The organism is Bacteroidales bacterium, from assembly GCA_022647615.1.
In the GTDB taxonomy this organism is placed as follows: Bacteria; Bacteroidota; Bacteroidia; order Bacteroidales; family UBA932; genus Egerieousia.
The window spans coordinates 977,522-1,002,470 of record JALCKZ010000001.1 but is presented as its reverse complement, the minus strand read 5'-3'; the positions used below and the strand labels follow the sequence as shown (position 1 = coordinate 1,002,470).

At 43.9% G+C, this 24,949-nt stretch carries 18 protein-coding genes, 4 tRNA genes and 1 pseudogene; 6 read left to right on the top strand and 17 right to left on the bottom strand.

Translation table 11 applies throughout. The annotated features are described in order from the left end of the window. Positions 1–92: 92 nt before the first annotated feature. The 8 genes from LKM37_04355 to LKM37_04320 all read right to left on the bottom strand — a co-directional run bounded on the left by LKM37_04355 (position 93) and on the right by LKM37_04320 (position 7,645). Complete coding sequence (locus LKM37_04355) at positions 93–1,361, bottom strand: DUF1343 domain-containing protein (GenBank protein ID MCI1720236.1); 1,269 nt, start codon at positions 1,359–1,361, stop codon at positions 93–95. 7 nt (positions 1,362–1,368) lie between these two features. After that, positions 1,369–2,778: an MFS transporter gene (locus tag LKM37_04350; GenBank protein MCI1720235.1), complete on the bottom strand. Its 1,410-nt coding sequence runs from the start codon at positions 2,776–2,778 to the stop codon at positions 1,369–1,371. A gap of 83 nt (positions 2,779–2,861) precedes the next feature. Continuing rightward, on the bottom strand, positions 2,862–4,331 hold the full coding sequence (locus LKM37_04345; GenBank protein ID MCI1720234.1) for a SpoIID/LytB domain-containing protein: 1,470 nt from the start codon (positions 4,329–4,331) through the stop codon (positions 2,862–2,864). Position 4,332: 1 nt separating this feature from the next. Next, a complete protein-coding gene (locus tag LKM37_04340) occupies positions 4,333–5,415 on the bottom strand; it encodes a DUF4922 domain-containing protein (GenBank protein ID MCI1720233.1) in 1,083 nt (360 codons plus the stop codon). A 73-nt stretch (positions 5,416–5,488) separates the two neighbouring features. After that, entirely contained in the window at positions 5,489–6,919 is a 1,431-nt protein-coding gene (locus LKM37_04335) for a glycosyltransferase family 2 protein (GenBank protein ID MCI1720232.1), read from the bottom strand. Between the two features lie 233 nt (positions 6,920–7,152). Further along, positions 7,153–7,293, bottom strand: a complete 141-nt coding sequence (locus LKM37_04330) for a hypothetical protein (protein MCI1720231.1) — start codon at positions 7,291–7,293, stop codon at positions 7,153–7,155. Positions 7,294–7,429: 136 nt separating this feature from the next. Continuing rightward, positions 7,430–7,503: transfer RNA gene (locus LKM37_04325), tRNA-Ala, on the bottom strand. Positions 7,504–7,571: 68 nt separating this feature from the next. Further along, positions 7,572–7,645 (bottom strand) — tRNA-Ile (locus tag LKM37_04320). A gap of 157 nt (positions 7,646–7,802) precedes the next feature. Between LKM37_04320 and LKM37_04315 the strand changes: the two are divergent. Beyond that, positions 7,803–8,303: pseudogene (locus LKM37_04315) on the top strand (chromate transporter). A 146-nt stretch (positions 8,304–8,449) separates the two neighbouring features. After that, entirely contained in the window at positions 8,450–8,974 is a 525-nt protein-coding gene (locus LKM37_04310; protein MCI1720230.1) for a chromate transporter, read from the top strand. 26 nt (positions 8,975–9,000) lie between these two features. Here the strand turns inward: LKM37_04310 and LKM37_04305 are convergent, their stop codons facing one another. Next, positions 9,001–10,308, bottom strand: coding sequence for an OprO/OprP family phosphate-selective porin (locus tag LKM37_04305; protein MCI1720229.1), 1,308 nt, complete (start codon positions 10,306–10,308; stop codon positions 9,001–9,003). A gap of 183 nt (positions 10,309–10,491) precedes the next feature. On the opposite strand from LKM37_04305, the gene LKM37_04300 reads away from it, so the two are divergent. Further along, the gene (locus tag LKM37_04300) at positions 10,492–11,016 is read left to right on the top strand and encodes a C40 family peptidase (GenBank protein ID MCI1720228.1); all 525 of its coding nucleotides are present in this window, start codon (positions 10,492–10,494) and stop codon (positions 11,014–11,016) included. Positions 11,017–11,064: 48 nt separating this feature from the next. Here LKM37_04300 and LKM37_04295 read toward each other — a convergent pair whose 3' ends face one another. From LKM37_04295 to LKM37_04280, 4 genes are all read right to left on the bottom strand, one after another. Beyond that, positions 11,065–11,685, bottom strand: a complete 621-nt coding sequence (locus LKM37_04295) for a DUF308 domain-containing protein (GenBank protein ID MCI1720227.1) — start codon at positions 11,683–11,685, stop codon at positions 11,065–11,067. 64 nt (positions 11,686–11,749) lie between these two features. Further along, positions 11,750–12,709 (bottom strand): methylenetetrahydrofolate reductase [NAD(P)H], encoded by a 960-nt coding sequence (gene metF / locus LKM37_04290; protein MCI1720226.1) that lies wholly within the window; start codon positions 12,707–12,709, stop codon positions 11,750–11,752. A 72-nt stretch (positions 12,710–12,781) separates the two neighbouring features. Continuing rightward, positions 12,782–16,789 (bottom strand): homocysteine S-methyltransferase family protein, encoded by a 4,008-nt coding sequence (locus tag LKM37_04285; GenBank protein ID MCI1720225.1) that lies wholly within the window; start codon positions 16,787–16,789, stop codon positions 12,782–12,784. A 50-nt stretch (positions 16,790–16,839) separates the two neighbouring features. Continuing rightward, a tRNA-His gene (locus tag LKM37_04280) sits at positions 16,840–16,913 on the bottom strand. Positions 16,914–17,180: 267 nt separating this feature from the next. Between LKM37_04280 and LKM37_04275 the strand changes: the two genes are divergently transcribed. Continuing rightward, on the top strand, positions 17,181–18,962 hold the full coding sequence (locus LKM37_04275) for an oxaloacetate decarboxylase (GenBank protein ID MCI1720224.1): 1,782 nt from the start codon (positions 17,181–17,183) through the stop codon (positions 18,960–18,962). A 136-nt stretch (positions 18,963–19,098) separates the two neighbouring features. On the opposite strand, the gene LKM37_04270 is transcribed toward LKM37_04275, so the two are convergent. Together LKM37_04270 and LKM37_04265 are read right to left on the bottom strand one after the other, a co-directional pair. Further along, positions 19,099–20,178, bottom strand: a complete 1,080-nt coding sequence (locus tag LKM37_04270) for a hypothetical protein (protein ID MCI1720223.1) — start codon at positions 20,176–20,178, stop codon at positions 19,099–19,101. Positions 20,179–20,225: 47 nt separating this feature from the next. Further along, positions 20,226–20,297, bottom strand: a tRNA-Arg gene (locus LKM37_04265). Between the two features lie 205 nt (positions 20,298–20,502). On the opposite strand from LKM37_04265, the gene fabD reads away from it, so the two are divergent. After that, positions 20,503–21,381, top strand: coding sequence for an ACP S-malonyltransferase (fabD, locus tag LKM37_04260; GenBank protein MCI1720222.1), 879 nt, complete (start codon positions 20,503–20,505; stop codon positions 21,379–21,381). Next, positions 21,381–22,211, top strand: coding sequence for a glycosyltransferase family 2 protein (locus tag LKM37_04255; protein MCI1720221.1), 831 nt, complete (start codon positions 21,381–21,383; stop codon positions 22,209–22,211). The genes fabD and LKM37_04255 overlap by 1 nt, the downstream gene beginning before the upstream one ends. On the opposite strand, the gene LKM37_04250 is transcribed toward LKM37_04255, so the two are convergent. After that, positions 22,206–23,507 (bottom strand): TDP-N-acetylfucosamine:lipid II N-acetylfucosaminyltransferase, encoded by a 1,302-nt coding sequence (locus tag LKM37_04250; protein MCI1720220.1) that lies wholly within the window; start codon positions 23,505–23,507, stop codon positions 22,206–22,208. The two genes, LKM37_04255 and LKM37_04250, sit on opposite strands and share 6 nt — an antisense overlap. 18 nt (positions 23,508–23,525) lie before the next feature. Further along, on the bottom strand, positions 23,526–24,806 hold the full coding sequence (rffA, locus tag LKM37_04245) for a dTDP-4-amino-4,6-dideoxygalactose transaminase (GenBank protein MCI1720219.1): 1,281 nt from the start codon (positions 24,804–24,806) through the stop codon (positions 23,526–23,528). Between the last annotated feature and the right edge of the window lie 143 nt (positions 24,807–24,949).

Sequence of the window (24,949 nt, the reverse complement as noted above, 5' to 3'; positions counted from 1 at the left end):
GTATTAAAGGCAATACTTGTGCCACACTAATAACTCTCTAATTATATGCAAGATGCGGGCACATAACAGCCTGTAAAAAGTACCTCTTCTTTCTATTTGTAAAGGTAGTACTTTTTGCTCAGCTCTTTAAATGCAGCCTCATCCTTATCAAAGAATGTCTTAACATCGCTCCACTTATAATTCTGTGAAAATTTCTCCCTTATATACTTGCTGCCGCACACAATGTCAAACATATTAAAGCGCCCCTTATCGCAGCAATCAAAAGTCTTCCTGTCGGGATACATCTTTGCAAGCACCTGCATTACATAGAATTGCACCTCAGTCAATTTTGCCTTCTTGTAGTTGGTAATAAAGACCTGCACGCCCTTCATCTGCTTGCCCTGATATTTTCCGTAGAACGGAGTGTAATTGATTGGACGGAACCTAAACCCCGGCAGCTTAAGAGCATTCATCTCTTTTGCAAATGCCTGCGGCTCAATCCATTCTGCTGCAAACAACTGGAACGGAAGGGTATAACCAACGCCTTCCGATATGTAGCCAAGCTCTCCAAGGATTCCGCTAACAGGGTAGTAATAAGCACTTTCTATCTGCGGAATGTGAGGAGAAGGCAACACCCAAGGAAGCTTTGTATCCTCATAAAGCATATCTCTGTGCCACCCCTTCATAGGAATAACAGTAAGCTTACACTGTTCTCCGTTCTTGAGCATCTTCTCTCCGTTCAGCATCTGGGCAAGTTCACCAAGAGTAAGTCCGTACAAATAAGGAATCTTCCACTGGCTAACAAAAGACTCACAGCCGGGCTCAACAAGATTGCCCTCAACTCTCTCACCTCCAAGCGGATTAGGACGGTCAAGCACAACCACCTCTTTATCATTTTCCGCAGCCGCTTCCATAATAAGTCCAAGCGTGCTTACGTAAGTATATGAGCGACAACCAATATCCTGAATATCAAAAACCAGAACGTCAACTCCCTTAAGCATCTCAGCATTAGGCTTCCTGTTCTTTCCAAAAATTGAATAAACGGGAAGACCTGTTGCAGAATCTTTTTGGTCTGTAACAGAGGCGCCGGCATAAGCATCTCCTCTAACCCCGTGTTCAGGAGCATACAACGCTACCAGCTTGACATTAGGGGATTTATAGAAAATATCAATATTAGAATTCAAGTCAGAATCTACTCCGGTAGGATTTGTTACAAGTCCTACTCTTTTTCCTTTTAGCTCCTTGAAATGATTATCCTTAAGAACTTCCAGACCGGTCTTAACTCCGCCAAAAAAAGGAAGCTGAGCCGTTGCAAAATTTGACGTGCCGCTTGCAAACAAAAGTGCCGCAGCTGCAATTATAAACTTCTGTAATCTTCTCATATTAAAATTATTTTTCATCAATTTTTTTAGGCTCTTCCGCAGCCTTTACCGTCTTCACCTTTTTCCCGTAATTAGGATCAACTTTAATTAGTGCGGTTACAATAAGAGTTGCGATGTTGCAGGCGAACACCCACCAGAAGAAGGGTTTATAGCCGCCAAGATGTTCCTCTATCCAGCCGGCCGCCATGCCGGGAAGCATCATGCCCAAAGCCATGAATGCTGTGCAAATTGCATAGTGAGATGTCTTGTGAGTTCCCTCTGCAAAATACATCATGAACAACATAAATGCTGTGAAACCAAAGCCATATCCAAACTGCTCAATAAAGACGCAGATGTTAATTACAAGAAGGCTTGACTGAGGGAAATGACTTAAGTAACAGAATGTTATACAAGTCAGGGAAATACTCAAAGCCATCGGCCACAACCATTTTTTAAGACCTCCGCGGCTTGCGCATATACCTCCGATAATTCCTCCAATAGTTAAACCCAAAACTCCAACAGTGCCGTAAACAATTCCGACGGCCTCCGTGCTAAGTCCAAGACCACCTGCGCTCAAAGGGTCCACAAGAAATGGCTGAATTAGTTTAATAAGCTGAGCCTCAGGCAATCTAAAGAACAGCATAAAAAGAATTGCAATTCCAACCTGCGGCTTGCGGAAGAAAGAACCAAACGTTTCAAAAAATTCTTTGACAACATTTGTCTTAATTCCCTCCTCCTCTTTAATAGCCTCAACGCTTCTGTCAGATGCAGGACGCGGCAATATAAACAGGTGATACAGACCAACTACGCCAAGCAGCGCAGCCAAAATTAAAATTGTATATCTCCAAGCCAAAGGGACAACTCCAATGCTATTCTCCAGCAAGCCGGCAATTACCACAAGCACTCCCTGTCCGAAAATTGAGGCACATCTGTAGAACGTACTGCGGATTCCCACAAACAAAGATTGGTCAGAAGAATCCAAAGCCAGCATGTAAAAACCGTCCGCCGCAATATCATGAGTAGCAGATGAAAAGGCTACAAGCCAGAAGATTGCAAGGCATGCGGTAAACAAAGAGACAGGGACATTGCCCGCTGCAATTTGCGCAGCCGGCACAATTGGAATAGTAAATGCAACAAGCGCAAGCCCAACCGCCATCACCAGCTGCATTGTAACTGTCCACCATCTTTTTGTCTTAAGTATATCCACAAACGGGCTCCAGAAAGGTTTAATAACCCAAGGCAGATAAAGCCATCCCGTATAAAGTGCAATGTCTGTATTTGACATTCCCAACTTCTTGAACATCAGCACAGAAATTGTGTTGACGGCAAAGTACGGAAGACCCTCCACAAAATACAAAGTGGGAATCCAATACCATGGATTTCTCTTTTGAACTGCAGGTTTTTTCTGGCTCCCGACAGTTTTTACTTCTTCACTCATATATTATGATTTAATATTTTCTAACTCAATTATTAATATTCTCTGACTAAAGCACTACAAGCTGTTCTAGATAGAAATATTTTCTAATATTTCTTAATAAGCTCAGAATTAGGATAATAATGCCTTAAAATCTCATTGTATTTATAACCCTTCTCCCCCATAACGGCCGCTCCAATTTGACAAAGTCCAACACCATGTCCCCAGCCTGCGCCAATCAATTCAAATCTTGCCACTCCATTTCCGTTTGCCTCAGCTGAAACATTTTTAATCTCTTTTCCTGAGGCATCATATTTTCTCACAATAAATGCGGAACTGTAAAGATGTGATTCAGAAAGAGTTTTGCGAATCTCCAATTCCTTGCCTATGGTAACAGTTCTCTTTGTCCCCACAATCTTAAGTTTGGTAAGACGCCCGGAAGTTCCTCTTTCTACAGGAATCATATCTGTGATTGTTCCAAAATCTATCCCTGAACGTTTCTTTGCAATTGCAGAAATTTCATCTGCTGAATATTCAACTTTCCATCTGTAAAAATTCACAGTCTCCTGATCATAATTATTCAGGACCTGGCTAAGAATTTTTTTATCATGAGTATTGCAGAAAGAATCGGGATTATCCAATATCCATTTCTCCGCATTTTCCTCTTTTGTCAAATCTGTTTTTGAAAGTGCGGCGCTAAAATCCCCTTTTCTCTCGGACTCTGCAGCATCCTCATTATCACGTACATTCAGCAAATAATCATAATGCTTAGGCTCCCAAGCATTTTCAAATTCTTCCAGCACTCCGCCGCAGCATTTATAAAATCTTGCATCGCAAATTTCTCCTTTGTATGAGAGAACTTTTCCCCAAGTGGCATCAACAGCATCAGCAACCGTCTTTGTGGATTCTCTTGTAAGTCCCTCATATCTTTGACAATGGTCATCCGCGCAAACATCAAATTTTTTATGGTCCTCTCTGTCATACCACTTTATAATTTCTTTGTCTGTCGTGATAAAAGAATTTACAGGAGCGGTCTTGCTGTTGATATTATTCCTTTTTGCTATCTGAGCCATTAGCCAGCTTCTAGATATAACAGCGTGAGCCTTAAGGAATTCCCCAGATGCAGCCGCATTCATCTCAGAGGAAATAACGCTCTTTAAATAATCCTCTATTCCAATCAAATTCACGGCGCAGGCTTTGCCCTCATCCACAATAAATTTTAAAAAACCTCTGAACTTTTCATTCTCTTTTCTCTCCCAATGAAAATTCACACCTATCGTGACATCATATAACCAGAATGTTCCCAGCTCCGATTTTGGCTCATCCTCAGAAGAATCCTCTGTTGGGGTGAGAATAAATTCATCACAACCTTCTCCGTCCAGCAAGAGCCTGCCGTTATTTAGCTCAACAGTGTGCTCGCCTGAAAAAATTCTATCAGTATGTGCACACAAATTATTCTCCGCATCCGCTGCCGCAGAAGATTTACAGCTTGTCAATTGATACTTTCCGTTTAACTTGAACTTAATCTTGTCCGCGTGCATAATCCCCACGCTGACAAACGGTTGAATACTATTCATATTATTGTTTGCTCAAAATTCCGTCAATAATTTTCTGCTCAACTTCTTTTGTTACAGCCACCTCATCCAAAATTTTCTCCAGGTCGGCAGCTTTTATCTTATTAAAATCTTTCTCCAGCGGGGTAATAAAAACTCCTCCCATATCCACGGAAGCTGGTGATAGCAAGATGTTTGCATCTCCCTGTGCATCATAGCAAGAAGGTCTGTGCTTGGCACGGGCAAAAAGCACAATGTACCAAGTGCCTGTGTCATACCAGCATAGGATATTCAACATTGGCTCCCACTCCTCATCTTTATACACCTTGCTCTCCATTTTCTTTACAAGAGCGGGGTCAAAATTTGGATCCCCCTTCCCCGTAATTTTGGAAAAAGCAGCATAAATTTTTGCACTAGCCGCAATTGCAAGCTTTTTATTTCCTGCTTCAATTAAAAAAGCTCCGTTAATATAATTCTCTATTAATGAAAGTCTTAAAAAGTTATCGCTAGGCTTTAATTCATCTTCCAGCTTATTATAAATTCCACGTTTTAAAATTTCCTTGGTACGGAAATTTTTAAGCTTTGCCTCCAGCGGAAGAAAACCTTTGCTGCCCGCCTGAAAATGAAAATGGTCCGGCGCGGAAGCTCCGCACTTTGGACCATTATAGAATAGAACGTAATTTTTTAGAATTTTTGCGAGGCTCATCATATCATCCAGCCTTGTGGAATCCATCTCTTGCCTGGAATGTGTTGTGCAAGGGATTGTAAGATGCCGCGGAAAAATTGGAAAAGGATTTACGAGTACTGAATAATCAGTTGCAACTCCATGGAAATTAATACCTTTCTGCACTTCCGGACGATTTGCCGCACATAGAAAACACTTCCTTTCCGTAATAGATTTTGCATCAACTTTGGCCCCGGAAGAGACAATGCGCGCCGGATTAAACTGCACTTTCACCGCAATTCCGGGATTCTGTTTCAAATTTGCCAGTTCGCCCTTGCGTATCCACAATGTCTTAACCTTCACACTCTTAAGAGCAGCATAATTATTTCTTGCCTGCTCCCATTCCTGCAACTGACTCTCAAACAGCTCATCCACAGCTGCCATATTCAAAACCACATTCTCAAAATTTTTCCCCATCACAAAAAATTCTTATCAATTTTCTTGCTTTGTTGTTGCACTATCTTCCTGTCTTTTTATTCATTGCAACGCGTGCCTGCAACTCCCAAGTACGGATTCTGTCCTTGTACAAATTATTCTTATTTGTCTTCTCAACACTCAGTGAAGCATCAGAATTTCCCTCCCATCTGCGGCAGCAATAAAGTGTTTCAAAAGAGCGGCCAATTGCATACTCGCGACAGATTCTTAGTCCAACCGCGTAGTCTTCTCCGTAACTAGTGTTAGGAAGATTTATGCTGCGGATAAATGGAGTAAAGAAAGCGCGTGGCGCTCCAAAACCATTAATCCTCAGCGCATTATTATGGCCATTCTCTTGAGTGTATTCTTTATGGTCAATGATTCCAGGAGGAATTATCTCCATCTTAAAGTTTGTCATTGCATAGGCGCCGACAAACATTCCGCAATTCTGCTTGTAAAAATTATCAACTATTGTTTGAAGTGAATTTTCTGAATAATAAACATCATCGGAATCGAGCTGAATTGCAAACTTTCCGCACTTAGGATTGTGAATTCCAAGATTCCAGCAACCGCCTATTCCAAGGTCATTCCTGTCGGGAATAATATGAACAACACGCTTATCATTTTTAAACTCGTCAATAGCCTCCTTTGTGCCATCATTAGAGTGATTATCAATGATTAGCACATTATACTTAAACTTGGTCTGCTGGCTTAAAACGGAATTGATGGCATCCCTGACTGTCTTTACGCGGTTGTAAACCGGAATGATAACGGATGCCTCAAACTCAAATTTCTCCTTGCCAAACGGAACCTTCTTGGTGCGGCGCGACAGGTACCCTCCAATCTTCTTAAGATGGTCAGTACAAGCCTGTTCCATCTCCACCTGCACAGCGCGGTTCTTAGGGTCAACATAATCAAATATCTTCTGCCCGCTCTTGCGCGTATCCTCCTCAATCTCAGAATACAAGAACTCATTAATATGAACAAGAGCACCCTTCTGAGAGACCTTAAGCCGCAAGTCATACAGACCCGCAAACTTATAATTAGTCTTCATGGTCTTTACAGCAGCCTTCAAAGCGCTTGTCTTATAGAACAATACAGACCCAAAATCAAAATCATCCCTCAAGCTGCCAAACTGATAATCAATCACCGGCTTTGCTGTTTTCTCTCCATTCAAAAATGAATAATGATCCGCGTAAATCATGGCCGCGCCGGAATCCTTTGCAACATTCACCATACGCTCAAGACTCAGATAACCAATACTTAACGTAGTTTCCTTTGTATAAATTAAAGTGTAATCACAATCAGAATGCGCCGCAATCTTCTTAATAACAGCTGTCTTGGCCATAGGTTCCTTAACAGAGTCAAGCAAGATAATCTTAGACACCATTGGACAAGCCTTAAGGCTCTCCATAGTTTTAATCACCTGTTGCTTAGACGTATAGGGAATAAAACAATTGATTTTTACGCTCATGATATTGAATTTATTTGATTATTTTTCTTAGACGCGTAAAATTAACAAAAATAAAGGAATATCCCAGCCGCCCGCCTCCACGGACTTGCTTGCCCGGACTTGTACTCAAGCGGAGCGGCCAAAGGCCACAGAGCCGCGCCGGAAGCACGTGTCTCTCCGAGCGGCAGCGCGTCAAACCACAAAGCGGTGCAGTGCGCTCGTGCTGCACCGCCTACATGCCGCTCAGCGGCTTGTTAAACAAAATTCCTCTCTTGCAGCCCAACGGCATATAAAAATCCTCTTCTGAAGGCACTCTCAGGGGTGTACCGTAACTCATTGGCCTGAGCCTTAGAACCAATACCCTTGATAATGTGCATTTTATAAAACTTCCTCATTTTAGAATTGAGGATGTTTTACAATTAATTGAATACGAGCAATTAACGTTCTACGGATCAGGCCAGCAAGTTACAATAACAAGGAATATAAAAAGAGAAAAGGCTGACAATATATTGATTATCAGCCTTTTATAAGTGGAGAACAAGGGAGTCGAACCCTTGACCCCCTGCTTGCAAAGCAGGTGCTCTAGCCAACTGAGCTAGTCCCCCAGTAATTTACTCTATCTAAAGAACTTCTGAGCTGATTTCGCCAGCCCTAGCCGTGTTCCGGCTTTTTGTAGTCCCGCGCGGAGTTGAACCGCGGACCCCCACATTATCAGTGTGGTGCTCTAACCAACTGAGCTACGAGACTGTGTTAAAGACACCTTCTACTGGTCTCTCCGCAAAAGCGGGTTGCAAATATAAGTACTTTTTTTATTCCTGCAAATTTTTTTACCCACACAGTAATTTACTACTTTTGCTCCCCGCAAATAGTTGCGCAGCAAACTGTCGGGAATAAAAAGAGTAACATGGTATCCTACTGGGAAATATTTAAGTGCTTCTCCAAAATTGGAGCGTTCACGTTGGGGGGCGGGTATGCCATGATTCCAATTATTCAGCGGGAGGTTGTGGAGAATAAGAAGTGGATTGGGCTACAGGATTTTATGGATGTACTCGCGATAGCTCAGTCTGCGCCCGGTGTTATGGCGGTGAATATCAGCATCTTTCTAGGGTACAAGCTGCGCGGCAACAAAGGGAGCGTAGTGGCAACACTTGGAAGCTGCCTGCCGTCTTTCATTACTATCTTGCTGATTGCCATGTTCTTTGCTGGCTTCAGAGACAATCCCATAGTAGTAAAAATCTTCAAGGGTATCCGGCCGGTTGTAGTTGCTCTTATTGCGGTTCCGGTTGTAGATATGGTAAAGCAGTCAAATCTAAATGTTTACAGAGCTTTGCTTGCCATCGCGACAGCTGTTGCAATTGTATTCCTTAAAGTTTCTCCAATATATATCATTCTTGTGGTGGGTGTATTTTTCTTTATGGGAAGGTATTTTGATGACAAAAAAAAGAGAAAACAAAGTGGTAATAATCTGATAAATAGAGAAGCAAACAACGCAGAAGCAAACAACGCAGAAGCAAGCAGCGCAGATGGAAAGAGTGAAGAAGGAGGTGAGAAATGATTTACCTGCAGCTGTTCTGGGTGTTTTTTATCATTGGACTCTTTACGTTTGGCGGAGGGTACGCAATGCTGTCACTGATTCAGAGTGAAGTGGTTATAAAGCATGCGTGGATAACCGCCGGGAAGTTTACTGATATCGTGGCAATATCCCAGATGACTCCGGGACCTGTCGGGATAAACAGCGCAACCTACGTTGGCTATACCGTAACGGGGAATGTATTTGGCTCACTGCTAGCCACTTTTGCGGTTGTGCTACCGTCATTCATTTTGGTGCTTACAATCTGTCACCTCTATATGAAGTTCAAAGAGAGCAACTTATTTGCCTCTCTAATGAAAACGCTGCGGCCTATCGTTATAGGCATGATTGCCGCCGCCGCAGGAATTTTAGTCACAAAAGAGAACTTCTTTGACTGGACCAGCTGGGTTCTTTTTGCCGGTGCCTTTGCCGCATGTCAATGGCTGAAAACCAACCCTATATGGGTTATCATTGCCGGCGGAGTTATAGGATTGATAATATATTAGCTAGGCGTTAAACAAATATCCAAAAATCAGAACTTGAGCATCAGCTCAATGACAAATTTGTCCTGCTCGCCTTTTGGAATGACTGCATTTTTCCTGTAGAAATAGTCCTCGTAATTAAGGCGCAAGTCTGCGGTGAAGGGCTTGCCCATGCTCAGCGTGATGCCGTAAGTGGCTCTGCTTCTGTGGTAATTTGTGATTGCAAGTGTTTGGGTCCCGACAGTTCCTGTTGCAGTTGTACCGGAATGTGTGGCCAGCACTTTGCCGTTGCTGTGGTCTTGCATATAATCATAACGCACTAAGAATGAAATCTTTTTGAAAAGATATTTTGATGCATCGGAGTTGGCCGAACCGCTATTTGATGAGGAGCCGCCCAATAGTGCCAAGCGGCAGAATTTGATTGGCAAATCATAATTGGCAAATGCATTAACCGCATTGACATCATGGAAAGCGTTGTGAGCGTAGTGATAATACAGATACTCTGTCTCTACATGCAGACGCTCACCCTGATAATATCCGCCGGCATCCACCATGTAAAATCTTACAGAGTCCGGCTTGCGGTCTTGAATGCCGCAGGTGAATACCCACTGCTTGCTTACAAGGAACTGAGCCTTAAATGTATGCAGCAAAGAGACGTGCCAATTCTTTTGTTCAGTAAAACTTGCACCGTTGTAAATGCCTGCCTGCAAGATTATTGGGAACGGGGTGTTGCTGAAAGTGTACCCAAGCATTACGCCAACATCTCTTAAGCCGCCGTACTTTGCAATAAAGGAGCGGTTTGCAAAGAACTGAGTAGCAGGACTTCTGTGAGCATCAAGAGTTGAAGGGATTCTCATTTGGCCGGCTGTCAGCTCAAAGCCTTTAAACGGAGTAAAATGTATATATGCGTCAATAGGTTTTATAGAACCTTCATCGGAAAAATCTACTTGGATGCGATAATCAAAAATGGGACTCACTCTTCCGGTCATATCAACACGGGCATGGCGGATTTCAAATCTGCTTATCCCCTCTGTCTCAGGCTTTGAGGAGCTTGAAGCACTTTCCCCCTTCTCTCCTCCGCGCGGTTCATATTCATATCTTGCATTCAAAAGTCCGTGGAACTGAGGCATATACGGAGACTGCAAAACTTTCTGCAATGTGGTTGGCTGCTGCGGTGTGGTTGTCTGCTGTGCTGCGGCTGTCTGCTGCACTGCGGGATGGATTGTGTCCCTCTGCGCCAATGTAGTAACATCTCTCTGCGCAGACGCTGCAGAAACTGTCGCGATAATAAAAACTATCGTGATACAAAAAATAGAAATTGCAGTTGAAAAGTGTTTAATTGCTCCTATATGCTTCATTATGAAAAACTTCTTGGTTAAGTTGTTACGGGCATTCAATATTTATACGGGCGGCAAAGATAAAAAATTTTAACTTTGCAGAAAAGAGAGCTACTTGAGGACTTTTTCATAATTGCTTTATTATAAGCCTATTAATGTTTTCACAATCAAGATTAATAATTATTATAAAAAGAATATAATCCTATGAATCAACATATTATAAAAAAGTCCTCAAGTACGTTGCTTATTATCCTTTTGTCATGCGTAATGCTGCATGCACAAAACGACACTTTAAAGATGCTTACCCCGCAAAAGGCTGCTATTGAGATTGCTCCGGATGATACTGTGGACGTGATGCTGAAATATGCGGAGACTTTGCTGGGCAGCAGATACGGCAGAAGCAAGATTGGCGGGAAGACTTTTGACTGCTCAGGATACGCAAGAGAGGTTTACTACAAAGTAGGATACACCCTAGGCGCCTCATCCAGAGACCAATACAAACAGGGAGTTAAAGTTAAGCTGGACAGTTTGAAAAGAGGAGACCTTGTTTTCTGGAAAGGGACCCGCAGCAGAAACATTGGACATGTGGGAATTGTATATGAAGTCTTGGGTAATGGCGCGTTTAGGTTCATACATGCAACAAGGCCGGGAAGATGTGTCTCAATTGACAATTCAACCCAGCCCTTTTATGCTAAACGTTTTGTCGGAGCCCGCAGGATTCTCTATTAAACCACCACAGGCTTCTCCGCCTGGTCCAACTAATATTTATTATGCAAACTAGCTCTGGCTATTTGCGCTGCTCTCTTGACTTGCAGTGCTTGCCGGTCCTGCCTGGCCTGCAACAATCTTAGCAGCCTCCGCAGCGGCGGCAGCCTTCATAACTCTCTTTGCTTTAACGTATTTCACATCCAGAATAATCTCCGCAACGCCAAATAAAATCAAACCAAAACCAAACAGCATTGTAAGAAGTTTCAATGCATCCTTTGAGCGGAAGAAGAAAATTACACCGATAATCAGAGCAATGACAGGCAATGTATAAACCAGCGCCTTGTTCTTGCTGCCCTTTGTAAATCTGTAAGTATGAATTATTTGAGCAATACCGTAAACAACAAGAACGGCTCCGAACAAGAAGGCAATTATGCTAAGAAAAACCTGAGGCATGAATAACATCCAGCATCCAAGCGCAAGAAAAATAATAGCACTAACCGCTGTAAGATAGCCCATTCCAACAATGTGAATAAACATTCTTGTTGCAAAAGCATAAATTATAGTAGCAACTCCGGCCGCAATAAAACACCACCCAAGCACTAAAACAATATACTGGGAAGAGGCTGTCGGCCACAACGCCAGGCAAAAACCCAGCACCAACACAAAAATTGCTCTGATTAAATTTCTCATATTAATTTTTTTTTAAAATTGTTTTCAATTTGTAACGCCGTTAATAATTAAAGATGGCGTCTTTTTAAAAAACAGCCTTTATCACACGCTTGATATTTTCCGCTTTGCCCATTGTATAAAAATGAATGGCAGGAGCTCCGGCAGCAAGCAGCTCTTTGCATTGCCCTACGCACCAGTCAATTCCACATTCATATACGGCTGCATCATCTTTGCATTTTTTAAGTTCCGTCATCAATTCCACCGGCAAATCCAGAGCAAATGCGTGAGGCAAAAGTTCTATCTGCTTGCGGGTGGAAATTGGTTTTATACCTGGGATGATTGGTACTTTTATCCCGACAGTTCTGCATTTTTCTACAAAGCTGAAATATTTTTTGTTGTCAAAAAACATCTGAGTAATTACGTAATCTGCGCCCGCATCTACCTTTCTCTTAAGATTCTGAATATCAGCCTCTAAATTAGGAGCTTCAATATGCTTTTCCGGATACCCTCCAACGCCGACACAAAAATCCGTGCTTACGGCATTTTTGATGTTTGGGTCCAAATAGTTTCCGTTATTCATATTTTTTATTTGCGCAACAAGTTCTGAACTATGAGCATGTCCTCCAGGTGTTGGAACAAAGTATTTCTCACCTTTTGGAGCATCTCCGCGTAATGCCATAATATTGTGGAAACCAAGGAAATGTAAATCCAAAAGCAAACTCTCATTCTGATCCGCAGTCTGTCCTCCGCAAATCACATGGGGCACAACTTCTATCTGAGGGAACTTGCGGCTCACGGCAGAAACTATCGCGAGCGTGCTAGGTCTCTTAGTCACTGTAACTTGCGTGAACGTGCCATTTGCATTTTTGCGATACTCCACCTCATCTCTGTGAGATGTAAAATTCATGAACGGCGGCTCAAACTCCATGAGCGGTTCAATAGATGCGTACAACTTGCTGATATCGCTGCCTTTAAGAGGCGGGACAATTTCAAATGAGGCAAAAGGCTTGCGCCCTTTTTGTGTAAGAATTTCAGAGACTTTCATTGTGGAACTTTATTGCAATGGCAAAGGTAATAAGTAATTACAAAAAGAAGTGCGAGTCCGCCAATTAAATCTTTATATATCAAAAAAACGGGCATCAGGGTGGGCAATGAGCATGCCGCAGATGGAGGTGGTTGGTATGATGGCATTGGATTCCGTGAGCTTTATGTCCATGCGGTCTTGCACGCGCAACAGGTTAAATGCCATGCGTTTAAGAGAGTGATCAGGACATACCGGATAGCCAAAGGCGGGACGGATTATGTGAAGGCGCTGCACTGCTGCTGCGGCTTGCGCATCACTTGCAATCTGCACTGCGGCGGCGGCTTGCACGTCACTTGCCGTCTGCGCACTTCCATCTACCTGCGCTTGCATCCAGTCTGCAAGCGCCTCTGCAAGGCGCGCACAAATGCTGTAACGCAGCAGGTACTCAAAACTCTTATGATCAAGCTGTTCTGCTCGGCGGTCCTCGACCTTCAAAACAAAGATTCCAACACGGGAAGTGTATCCCTCCGGAGCAATGAAGTCCGCAAGTGACAAATACTCAGAGCCTTCAACAACTTGCCGGGGAACAGGAATTTCCGCAATTATTTTCCTCCCGACAGAACTTTCACCCTCTTTAAGATTCTCATATATATGAATAACATCCTCAGCATCAGCCGCAGCATCAAAAAACTTAAGCATCACACTCGCCTCTGCGGAGCCATCGGCAGTCATCTCGGCAACACATGCAAGTGCTTGGTCATAAAGCTTTTCAGCCTCTTCATTCTTGTAAGCTACCTCCGGATATTTTCCTTTGAATCCCCAAAAATTAAAGAACCCGGTCCAGTCAATCCTTCCAACAATATCTCCAAGATTCAAATTTTTTGCAAAAAGATTATTCTCCCCATAACCATCCGGCTGAACATAACTGTCGGGAGCAAAATGAGGAGCCCTCGCACGCGCTTCAGCAACAGTCAGTTTGCGAGCATTGCGCCATTTGTAGCTGCGACGGATTTCACGTTGTTCATGCTTGATAATTGCGGAATAATTTCCCGGCAAATAGTCATCCGGAATTGTACCGGACGCACTAGAAATATCGCGGGCATGACCTCCAAAATCATTCACAAGTTTCTTGTAAACAACCGCCGCCTTTGAGGCATCGCCGCCATAAACGACTGTTCCACTGTATAATGGAGCGATATTAACCGCAGTGTGAATTGCGGAAGTTGTGGCGCCGCCAACTGCAAGCGGAATCAGATAGCCAAGCTCTTTGAGCATTCTCTCTTTATTCTCCTCCAGCAGCGCAGCAAGATTTTCCATCTGTTTCAAAGATGGCGTAATCAAACCGCTCACCCCTATCAAATCCGCTTTGTTTTTTATAGCCTCATCTACAATCTTCTGATTCTCAACCATTACTCCAAGGTCAATCACTTTGAAATTATTGCATGTCAAAATAATTGAAACAATATTTTTCCCAATATCGTGGATATCCCCTTTTGCCGTTGCCAGAATTATGACAGGCTGTGATAAAATATTTTTATTCCCGACAGATGATGTGCCGGCATTATATTTTTCAATGAACGGCTGCAAGAAATTCACAGCAGCCTGCATCACGCGGGCGCTCTTAACCACTTGAGGCAGAAACATTTTCCCCTCACCAAACATTTTCCCTACCGCTTCCATTCCATCCATCAGCGGACCCTCAATCAGAGAAACCGGTGAGGCGGACTGAGTCAATCCTTTTTGCAACAGGGACTCAATATCACTTGAATCTCCTTTGATTAGCTTGTGTTTCAGAACTGCTGCAATATTTTGTGGCTCTGCGGAGTTGCTGCTGCCCGTTGATTCTGAAGACCCTGCGGAGCTGTGCTCTGCGGAGTTGCTGCCTGCTGATTCTGAGGACCCTGTCGAGCCTAGCGAGCGCATGGAGCGCAGCGACTTTAAACGAGCAGGCTCCGACAGGTCCGAGGAAGCATGCTGTTTTGCAGCAGGCTCCGACAGGTCAGAAGAATTTTCCTTTGCAGCAAACTCATCTTCTTTAATTCTAGTGGCAACCTCCACAAGCAACTCAGTAGGCGAAAGCGATGCAGCAGAACCAGAAACTGTCGGGAACTTAGAAGCATCATTCATCACAACCGCCTCCACCCTGGCCAGCAGCTCCGGCTCTATATCATCATAAACCTGTAACATAGAAGGATTTACAATAGCCATATCCAAACCGGCTGCGATGGCGTGATATAAAAATACGGAGTGCATTGCCTCGCGCACTTTGTTGTTTCCGCGGAATGCAAAAGACAAATTTGAGACACCGCCGGAAGTTTTCGCACCCTGCAAATTCTCTTTAATCCAGCGCACTGCGCGTATAAAATCAACGGCATAATTATCATGCTCCGACATCCCCGTTGCAATAGTCAAAATGTTGCAATCAAAAATTATATCGCTTGGAGCAAAGCCTACGCGCTGAGTTAAAATATCATAAGCGCGCTTGCAAATTTGGATTTTGCGCTCATACGTAAGTGCCTGACCCTCTTCATCAAACGCCATTACAATCACAGCGGCGCCCAGATAAAAAAGTTCAGTTGCGCGGCGCACAAATTCCTCCTCCCCGTCCTTCAAACTTATAGAATTCACAATGCATTTTCCGCTGCAATTTTTCACCCCCGCAAGAATAGTTTCCCAGTTTGAAGAGTCAATCATCAGCGGAACTTTTGCAATCTCCGGCTCACCCGCAATATAACGTAAGAAGTTCTGCATCAGCTCGCTGCCATTGAGCATAGTATCATCCGTATTGATATCAATCACAGTTGCACCGTCCTCAATTTGCTTTGCCGCAATCTTTGCCGCCTCGCCCCAATTTTGCTCTCTCACCAGCCTTGCAAACTTGGCGCTGCCCGCCACATTAGTCCTCTCACCTATATTTATGAAGTTGTTTATCTTTCTGTTTATCAGCAAATTCTCTAGTCCGCTGACATATAAATTATCTTTTGTACTCCCGACAGATTTTGTCTCTCTTGGCTTGCAATCTTTTAAGGCATTGGCAATTGCACGAATATGCTCCGGTGTTGTACCGCAGCATCCGCCCGCAATATTTATGCATCCCTTCTGTGCAACTTCTTTGATGCAGGCCGCCGTGTACTCCGGAGTTTCATCATACTCGCCCATCTCATTCGGAAGTCCCGCATTTGGATAAATACTTATGCCACAGCCTTTTGAGTCTCCATAAAATTCACTGCAAAAATTGCTCAGCTCCTCAACAAACGGCATTAAATCTTTTGCGCCAAAAGAACAGTTGAGACCAAAAGTTAATAGTTTATAATGTGAGATTGCCGTAAAAAATGCTTCAACTTTTTGTCCGGTCAGCAAACGTCCCGTCTTATCATTTATTGTAGCTGAGACCATTACGGGAATGTCTGTGCCTTTTTCTACTTGTGCCTGATGGATTGCATAAAGGGCAGCCTCTGCATTGAGTCCGTCATAGCAGGATTCCAACAGCAAAATATCAGCTCCACCATCTATCAGACCTTCAGCTTGTTCCTTGAATGCTGCGGCCATTTCATCAAACGAGATGCTGCGGTATTCGGGTTTGGTGACGTCTGGAGACAGCGATAAGGATTTGATTGTGGGGCCCATGGATCCTGCCACAAGTGTGCGGCGGACAGACTCCTCTGACCCTCTGTTGCTGGCAGAATCTCCAGACTTGCAGTAGCCTGCTCGCTTAAAGTCGCTGCGCTCCATGCGCTCGCTAGGCTCTGCTGCGTCTTGAGATTCTGCATCCTGTGCGTCTTGAGATTCTGACTCTTCTGCTGCACGCCTGGCGATTTCTGCGCCGCGTTTGTTGAGCTCGTAGACTTTATCGGCAGTGCCGTATTCTTTTTGGGATATGCGGGTGCTGCTGAATGTGTTTGTTGTTATGATTTCCGCTCCGGCTGCTATGTAATCCTTGTGTATCTGCATGATACCATCGGGATTAATAAGGTTCAACATATCCATGTTGCCATCCTTTGAGAGCTTGCGCTGCTGAATCAAAGTACCGAGGCCGCCATCAAGAATCAAGATATGATTCTGCATCCGCCTCTCTATTTCTGCGCGTGAAATCCGTTCCATAAGTGCCTGTAAAGATAAAAAAAAGCAGGCAAGGTGCCTGCTTTTCTCCGGGTGAGAAATGGGGCTCGAACCCACGACCCTCGGTGCCACAAACCGATGCTCTAGCCAACTGAGCTACTCTCACCATATTATCAGCTTCAACATATTTCAGCCTCCGCTGCCAAATCAGCCTCAGCATATCCGCCGTCGCTGCCCAATCAACCTCAGTGCATTGCTGCATCTGCCGCCGAATTGGGTTGCAAATATAATTCCTTTTTAGCAAAGTACAATCCTTTTTCCTAAATTTGCCGTTCGTGCACGGCAGGGAGAGGGTGGAAAGAAGCGGAGAGAAGAATATCTGTCGGGAGCTAAAAGAAATTTTTATAACACTCAGATAATATAGATTAACAATATGGCTAGAGAAATAAAGTTCTCCCTTCTTTACAGGGACATGTGGCAATCTTCCGGCAAGTACGTGCCGAAAGTCTCTATGTTAAAGCAAATTGCACCGGTCATTATAGATATGGGCTGCTTTGATAGAGTTGAAACTAATGGCGGCGCTTTTGAGCAGGTAAACTTGCTTTTTGGAGAGAATCCTAATACCGCAGTAAGAGAGTGGACAGCACCATTCAATAAGGCTGGCATTCAGACACATATGCTAGAGCGCGGACTTAATGCACTTAGAATGTTCCCCGTTCCCGATGATGTTCGCGCACTTATGTGCAAAGTTAAAAAGGCTCAGGGTGTGGACATTATGCGTTCATTCTGCGGATTGAACGACCACCGCAATTTGAAAGGTTCTGTTATTCACGCAAAAGAGGCCGGGATGATTTCTCAGGTTGCTCTAAGTATCACACACTCACCTATTCACACAGTTGAATATTATATGGGCGTTGTAGATAAAGTTGTTGAATACGGCGCAGATGAGATTGCTCTTAAGGATATGGCGGGTATTGGACGTCCTGTATTTTTGGGCAGATTAGTTAAGGCTATTAAAGATAAATATCCTCATATAAAAGTTCAGTATCACGGTCACTCAGGCCCCGGATTTTCAGTAGCTTCCATGCTTGAAGTTGCAAGAGCGGGCGCCGAATATATTGACGTGGCTATGGAACCTCTTTCTTGGGGAAAGATTCATCCGGATGTTATCACAATTCAGGCAATGTTAAAGGATGCCGGCTTCCTTGTTAAGGACATCAACATGAAAGCATACATGGAGGCTCGCCGTTTAACTCAATCATTTATAGATGATTATCTTGGATACTGGATTGCACCGGGCAACCACATGATGACATCACTTCTTGTAGGCTGCGGACTTCCTGGCGGAATGATGGGCTCTATGATGGCAGACTTGAAAGGTTTCCAGGGAGCTATAAATGCTTCATTAAGAAATCAGGGCAAGCCGGAACTTGGTATCAATGACCTTGTTATAAAGTTGTTTGATGAGGTTGCATACGTTTGGCCTAAGCTGGGTTATCCTCCATTGGTTACTCCGTTTAGCCAGTATGTAAAGAACACTTCTTTGATGAACTTGATGCATATGCTTAAGGGTGAGCCGCGTTGGGGCACCATAGATAAGGATACAATGAACATGATTCTTGGTAAGATGGGCAAGCTGCCTGGGCCGTTGGCTCCTGAGATTGTGGACATTGTAAAGCAGAAGGGTCTTGAGTTCTACACAGGAGTTCCTCAAGATGCATTCCCTAACGAGCTTCCTAAATATGAGCAGATGATGAAGGAGAAAGGCTGGGAGCGCGGACAAGATGACGAGGAGTTATTTGAGCTTGCAATGCATGAGACTCAGTATCTTGATTATAAGAGCGGAGTTGCTAAACAGCGTTTTGAGAAAGAGCTGGAAGCTGCTAAGGCTAAGGCAAATGCGCCAATCATTGTTGAGCGTCCGGTTGTTGAGATGCCTACATTTGATGTCAATAAAATTGTTGAGCAGCATCCAAACGCAAAACCAATTCAGGCAACTGTCAAAGGACAAGTTGTTTGGCAGTATGACGTTGCAGACAAATCCATGGCTCCGGTTGTCGGAACCGCTGTAAAGGCCGGACAGACAGTATGTTTTGTTCAGGCATTCTATGGCCAGGAAGAAATCAAGGCACCTGCTGACGGCAAGCTTGTAGTAATTTGCGCAAAGCAAGGCCAGAAAGTAGAAAAGAATGAAATTATTGCGTTTGTGGAGTAATCTCATCGCCTTTAAAAGAGTCAATTGACATATAATCAATACGTTACAGGGTCCAGCTAGCCGAATTTTGGCACAGCGAGACCCTGTAACTTTTAGATTATCAAATGATTGTATTTTTTATAGGCGATGAGATTCCTCACAGTTCTTCTCCAACGTGGTTCACAAACGCCCACCAAGCCCAAGCATCTATAAGCTCATTATCATCTGAGTTCCACGCTTTTAAATAGAGCTTGCGGACTACATCCAGCCAAACCAAAGAGCGGGTTTCATGACTGTCGCCGGTGCCAACATTGATAACTTCTCCGTAAGAATTTTTTATGCAGCAAACGCCTTGAGAGCCATTGGGACTTGCAGCAACTTGAGAACCATTGGAATTGCAGGCGGACTTTGAGCTAAGAGGATTAAACGCATCTTTATAGTTGATAATACCGTTGTATTCATAATACATCTCACGGGTGGTGCTGGAAATTCTGGCAAAGCGTCCGGAGTACGGCTTAAGTTGTGAGTTGTCCAACTTCAAATAATATTCAAGCATGGCATCAGTGCACCACTTTAAAGTAGAATCTGTCGCGACCATCTTAGGATCTGCTACATAGACAGTTATACCATCCTTAAAAACGTATGGTTCATAGTAGCCGCGGGTGTACATGTCCTCATACACAACTCCGCGCACTGCAAACTGTCCGGCATTCTGCCACATAATATAATTCAACAGCTTCTGAGTATACTTATAATCAAGACTTTGCACGGCACGCCAGCAAGCTGAAATTGTCCAGCACGCAAGTTTCTGAGCATCAGGCATAAGCAGCATTACTCTGCCTTTCTTGTCCGCATGAGTTTTAACATCATTGCGCATATAATAAGTATACAACTTCACGGGATATCCCTCATATCCAGGCACATCAGTTACAGTCTTCTCCAGCTCCTGAGCCATGTAAGCGGAGTTAAGCACCTTCTGACAGCGCGCCATCAAAACATCCATGCTATCCCTAACATATTGTTTGACAGCCTTTTGCTTAAACACCTTCACGCGCCGCGCATCTCTTAATGTCCAAGTTTTTGCCTCACCGCTCTGCTGGAATTTTGCCTCACCGCTCTGCTGGGATTTTGTTGTCTGCGCATTTGAGAAAGATGCAAGGCAACAAAGAACAAAAGAAGATGAAATTGCAATTAACATCTTCCTGGAAACTTTAATTAAGCTTAACTTATTATACATATTAATGGTTCTAAGAATATTAGCGTCAAAGATACGACGCACTTTTGTGCCCCCCAGCGGAATCGAACCGCTACCGCGAGAACCGGAATCTCGAATTCTATCCATTAGACTAGGGGGGCGGGCAAGGCGCATGCGGCATTCCCGCTGCGCGGCAGGCAAAGTTATATATTTTATTTATCTTTGCCGAGCTGCGGCAGGGGGTGCCCTGTCACAATAAAATGCGGCAGGAATGTCTTGTCATAATAAAATGCGACAGGAATGTCCTGTTATAATAAAATGCGGCAGGAATGTCCTGTCGGGATAAAAAGAAAAATTTTATAAAATATGAAAGCATACGTTTTCCCCGGACAAGGGGCGCAATTTACAGGAATGGGTCAGGAACTGTACAACAGTAATCCGCTGGCTAAGAAACTGTTTGATGAGTCAAATGATATTTTGGGATTTAACCTTGTAGACATCATGTTCAAGGGAACCGCGGAAGAGCTTAAGCAGACCAAGGTTACACAGCCTGCAATTTTTGTTCACTCCGTTGCTCTTGCAAAGTGTCTTCCGGATTTTAAACCTGATATGGTTGCAGGTCACTCACTTGGAGAGTTTTCCGCACTAACGGCAGCCGGCGGTTTGAGTTTTGAGGAGGGACTTCAGCTTGTTGCAAAGCGTGCGTTTGCAATGCAGAAAGCCTGTGAACTTAAGCCATCTACAATGGCCGCCGTTCTTGGAATGGATGATGCAAAGATTGAAGAAATTTGCAAACAGACTCCCGGAATTGTTGTAGCAGCAAACTACAACTCTCACGGACAAGTTGTGATAAGCGGTGAAATTGAGGCAGTTGCAAAGGCAGGAGAAGCCATGAAAGCAGCGGGTGCAAAACGCGTTGTTCCATTGGTAGTTGGAGGCGCATTCCACTCACCTTGCATGGAACCAGCACGCGTAGAACTAGCAGAAGCAATTGAGAAAGCACAAATCAGCAAGCCCGTATGCCCTGTATATCAAAATGTTGATGCACAGCCACATTCAGACCCTGCTGAGATTAAGAAGAACTTGTTAATCCAGCTTACCCATCCGGTACGCTGGGCTCAGATAGTTGAAAACATGGTCAAAGACGGAGCCAATGAATTTGTAGAACTTGGGCCAGGCTCTGTCCTTCAAGGACTTGTAAAGAAACTTGCACCGGAAGGCACCATTATTTCCGGTAAGCAATAATGAAAATTGGAGTAATCATATCTACGTATAATAATCCGGCGTGGCTGGAAAAAACCTTGTGGGGTTACCTTAACCAGACAAGGCCGGCGGATGAGATTTTGATTGCTGATGACGGCAGCACGGATGAGACGCGCAAGTTGATTGAGAGCTTCACGGAAAAGTCCGCGGCAAGCAACCACGGCACCCTTCCAATCAAACATATCTGGCAGGAAGACAGAGGTTTCCAGAAGTCGCAAATTTTAAACAAAGCTCTGGTTGCGGCAACCGCAGAGTACCTGATTTTTACTGACCAGGACTGCGTGCCCCGCAAAGATTTCATTGCAACTCATGAGCGTTATGCGGAGAAAAACTATATACTGTCTGGAGGCTATTTTAGGCTCCCGATGGATATTAGCAAGCAGCTCACAATGTCAGATGTCGCATCTGGCAATGCCTTCAGTTATAAATGGTTAAAAGCGCAGGGGCTCAAATGGAATTTTAAGTGCACCAAGCTGATTAAGTGTCCCGCCTTTTGCAAATTCATGAATTTTATAACGCCTGCAAAGGCAACATGGAACGGCTGCAATGCCTCAGGATGGAGAGAAGATATGCTTGCCGTCAACGGCTATAATGAAGAGATGCATTACGGCGGACAAGACAGGGAATTTGGAGAGAGACTCTTTAATATGGGATTGAAATCCAAGCAGATACGTTATTCAGCAATACTGCTGCACTTGGATCACAAGCGCCCTTACAAAACGCCGGAGACATTGCAACACAACAGAGAAATCCGCAACAACACAAAGCTCAATCACATCATCCAGACTCCAAACGGAATTAATAAACTATAAATCCTTAATAAGTTTGAGCAGCCGCTCTTTAGTGAATAAATTTTTTACAATTTCTCTGTTAGAAATTTTCTCTGAAACAGTCAGCGGAGTATCCAGCTGCTCTTGCGTAATGCCCTCCAGCTCAAAGACTTTCAGCCTATGAGCCAACGCCCATTCATAAACCGGACTGCGCTTGGAAAGAAAAACTTTTGACCCTATAAAAAGAAATACCAGTATGTTCCCGACAGCTTCTTGCCTCCAGTTTCCATACAAGGCAACTCCAATGCTCAGCTGTAATTTATTGTACTCCTCCAAAGGCATAAAATCCAAAAGCGGACAAAATCTGTCGCTGAGCAACTTGCGCCCGCCTACCAGCACGCACCTCTTATAACGCTTTATACATGAATAACTTAACGGAACATAAACTTTTCTTGCGCCAAGATTGAGAGATGCAATTTTCCTCATTGCATAAAGATGATTATTTGATGCGGAACCGGAATTTCCAATGATTATATTGCCGGAGCCGCCACTGCCATTGCCATTGCCACTGCCATTGCCACTGCCATTACCATTGTCGGAGCCGCCACTGCCGCTGCAAACACCGCCCTCGTTTTTCCCCTCATTATCAGACCTCAGCAGCCGCTTAAGCAAATCCTCACCAAGAACAACATCAACAGGATAATAGAAAAAATCCTTGCGCGGCTTGCCGGCAAGAGAAGGATAATATTTTAAAAGATAATCATAATCATTTTCTGTTGTGTCTGTAACTATGTAATCCACATGCTTTTGCACAAACCGCACAATCATGTGCGCAGAAAATTTTCTGTTTAATCTTCCAACAAAAGCAAAGAAATTTCCAACTGACGGACGCACCCCCGCAATTGAGAGAGAATCTATATCATAAATTTTAAAGCTGGCCGGTTCAAGAAGATTATTGTATAAATCCAGTCCCCAGATAATCCAATAAATTTTAACCCCGCACGCTTTAAGACGCTTCAAATCCATGCACCGCAAAAGGCTAATCTTCCGCTTATTAAGAAGGTGTATAAAAATTTTATCATTTTTCTCCGCATGAACCTCTCCAATACGTCCGCCGGGAAGAAGCCCCGCAGAATCGCTCAAACCAAAAACATCCTTAAAACAATCGTTTTTAAAAAACTCGCTGCGGGAAAAAATAAATGGTTTTCCGGAGACATATTTGAACGGATGATGGAGCCGGTTTGCGACAACAAAAAGATTCTGACCGGGATATACTTCCTCAAACATCTCAACCGTGCGGTTGATGACTTTCTCGTCATTTACAAAATGCAGAATCATAAGTTTTTTTTATTGCAGCTATACAACTGCAGGAGAAGTTTCTGCAACTTTAGCCTCAGACTCTCTAAGATAATTCACAGTCTCGCTCACAACATCCTCAACATCCGCTAGTTGCATAGCATTATATAACGGAAGGCGCAGAAGACAATTTGAGTAATTATCTGCCTGAGGCAGATTCACCCCGTCCCATCCGTTCTGCACGGCATACTTGCTGCGGTGCAGGGAAAGATAATGGAATGTTGCATGTATGCCATTGTCAGCCAAATACTTGATTAAACCGGAACGCTGCTCAAGAGAACGGCACACAATGTAAAAAACATGAGCATTATTGTAAGCATATACCGGAAGAGCAGGAATTCTTATTCCATAACTCTCCAAAACATTCTCCCCTTCCGCGCCGGCAGAGACATTACTATTTGCAAATCTGTCGGGATTATACTTAAATGCCTTATAATAAGCTCTCCACAGCTCTCTGCGCCTACGCTGAATATCCTCCACTTTCTGCAGCTGGCCCCACAAAAATGCTGCGGTATATTCCGACGGCAAGAAAGAAGAGCCGTTGCCAACCCAGCCATATTTATCCACCTCTCCGCGGAAAAATTGGCTGCGGTTTGTCCCCTTCTCCCAAACAATCTCCGCATCATTCTTAAACTTCTCATTGTTAACCACCAGCAGACCGCCCTCTCCGCACTGGATATTCTTAGTCTCATGGAATGAAAATGCCGCTAAGTCCCCTATGCTTCCCAGCGGTCTATCTTTATAAGAGCTGTAAATTGCTTGTGCACAATCCTCTACAACAATAATTCCATGTCTGCGCGCAATCTCCATAATTTTGTCCATCTCACACGCAACGCCTGCATAATGCACAACCACAATCACTTTGGTGCGCGGAGTAATCAGCGCCTCCAATTTGCTCTCATCAATATTCGGGTTATCAGGCCGGCTGTCTGCAAACACAATCTTGGCCCCCTCCCTGGAAAAGGCAAGCGCACTTGTAACAAAAGTATAGGAAGGAATTATGACTTCGTCTCCATTTTTGACTCCCGACAGGATTGCACACATTTCCAGCGCGTCCGTGCAGGAGGTAGTAAGCAGGCACTTTGGAGTGCGGAGCACCCCGTCTTTGCCAGCCACGGCCAGGGCACCCTTGCTAAGCTTTTCCTCAAAAAACCGCTGGCACAACTTGGTATAATACCCGTTGCCGCTCGTCTGGCCCCTTTTGAAGGAGTCCTCTATAAACTTCACTTCCAAGCCCGTAAAATACGGCTTGTTGAAAGGAATTCTTTCTGTATTTTTCATATAACCCTTACTACCACCGGAAGGTACCGGAGGTCTCTAAAAAATTGTGCCAAAACAGAACGGCGGCGCAAATTAAATAAAAACCTTCCGTTAAATGATATCTTTTCAAAAATACTGCATAAAAGAACAAAAAGCCCTTTGCT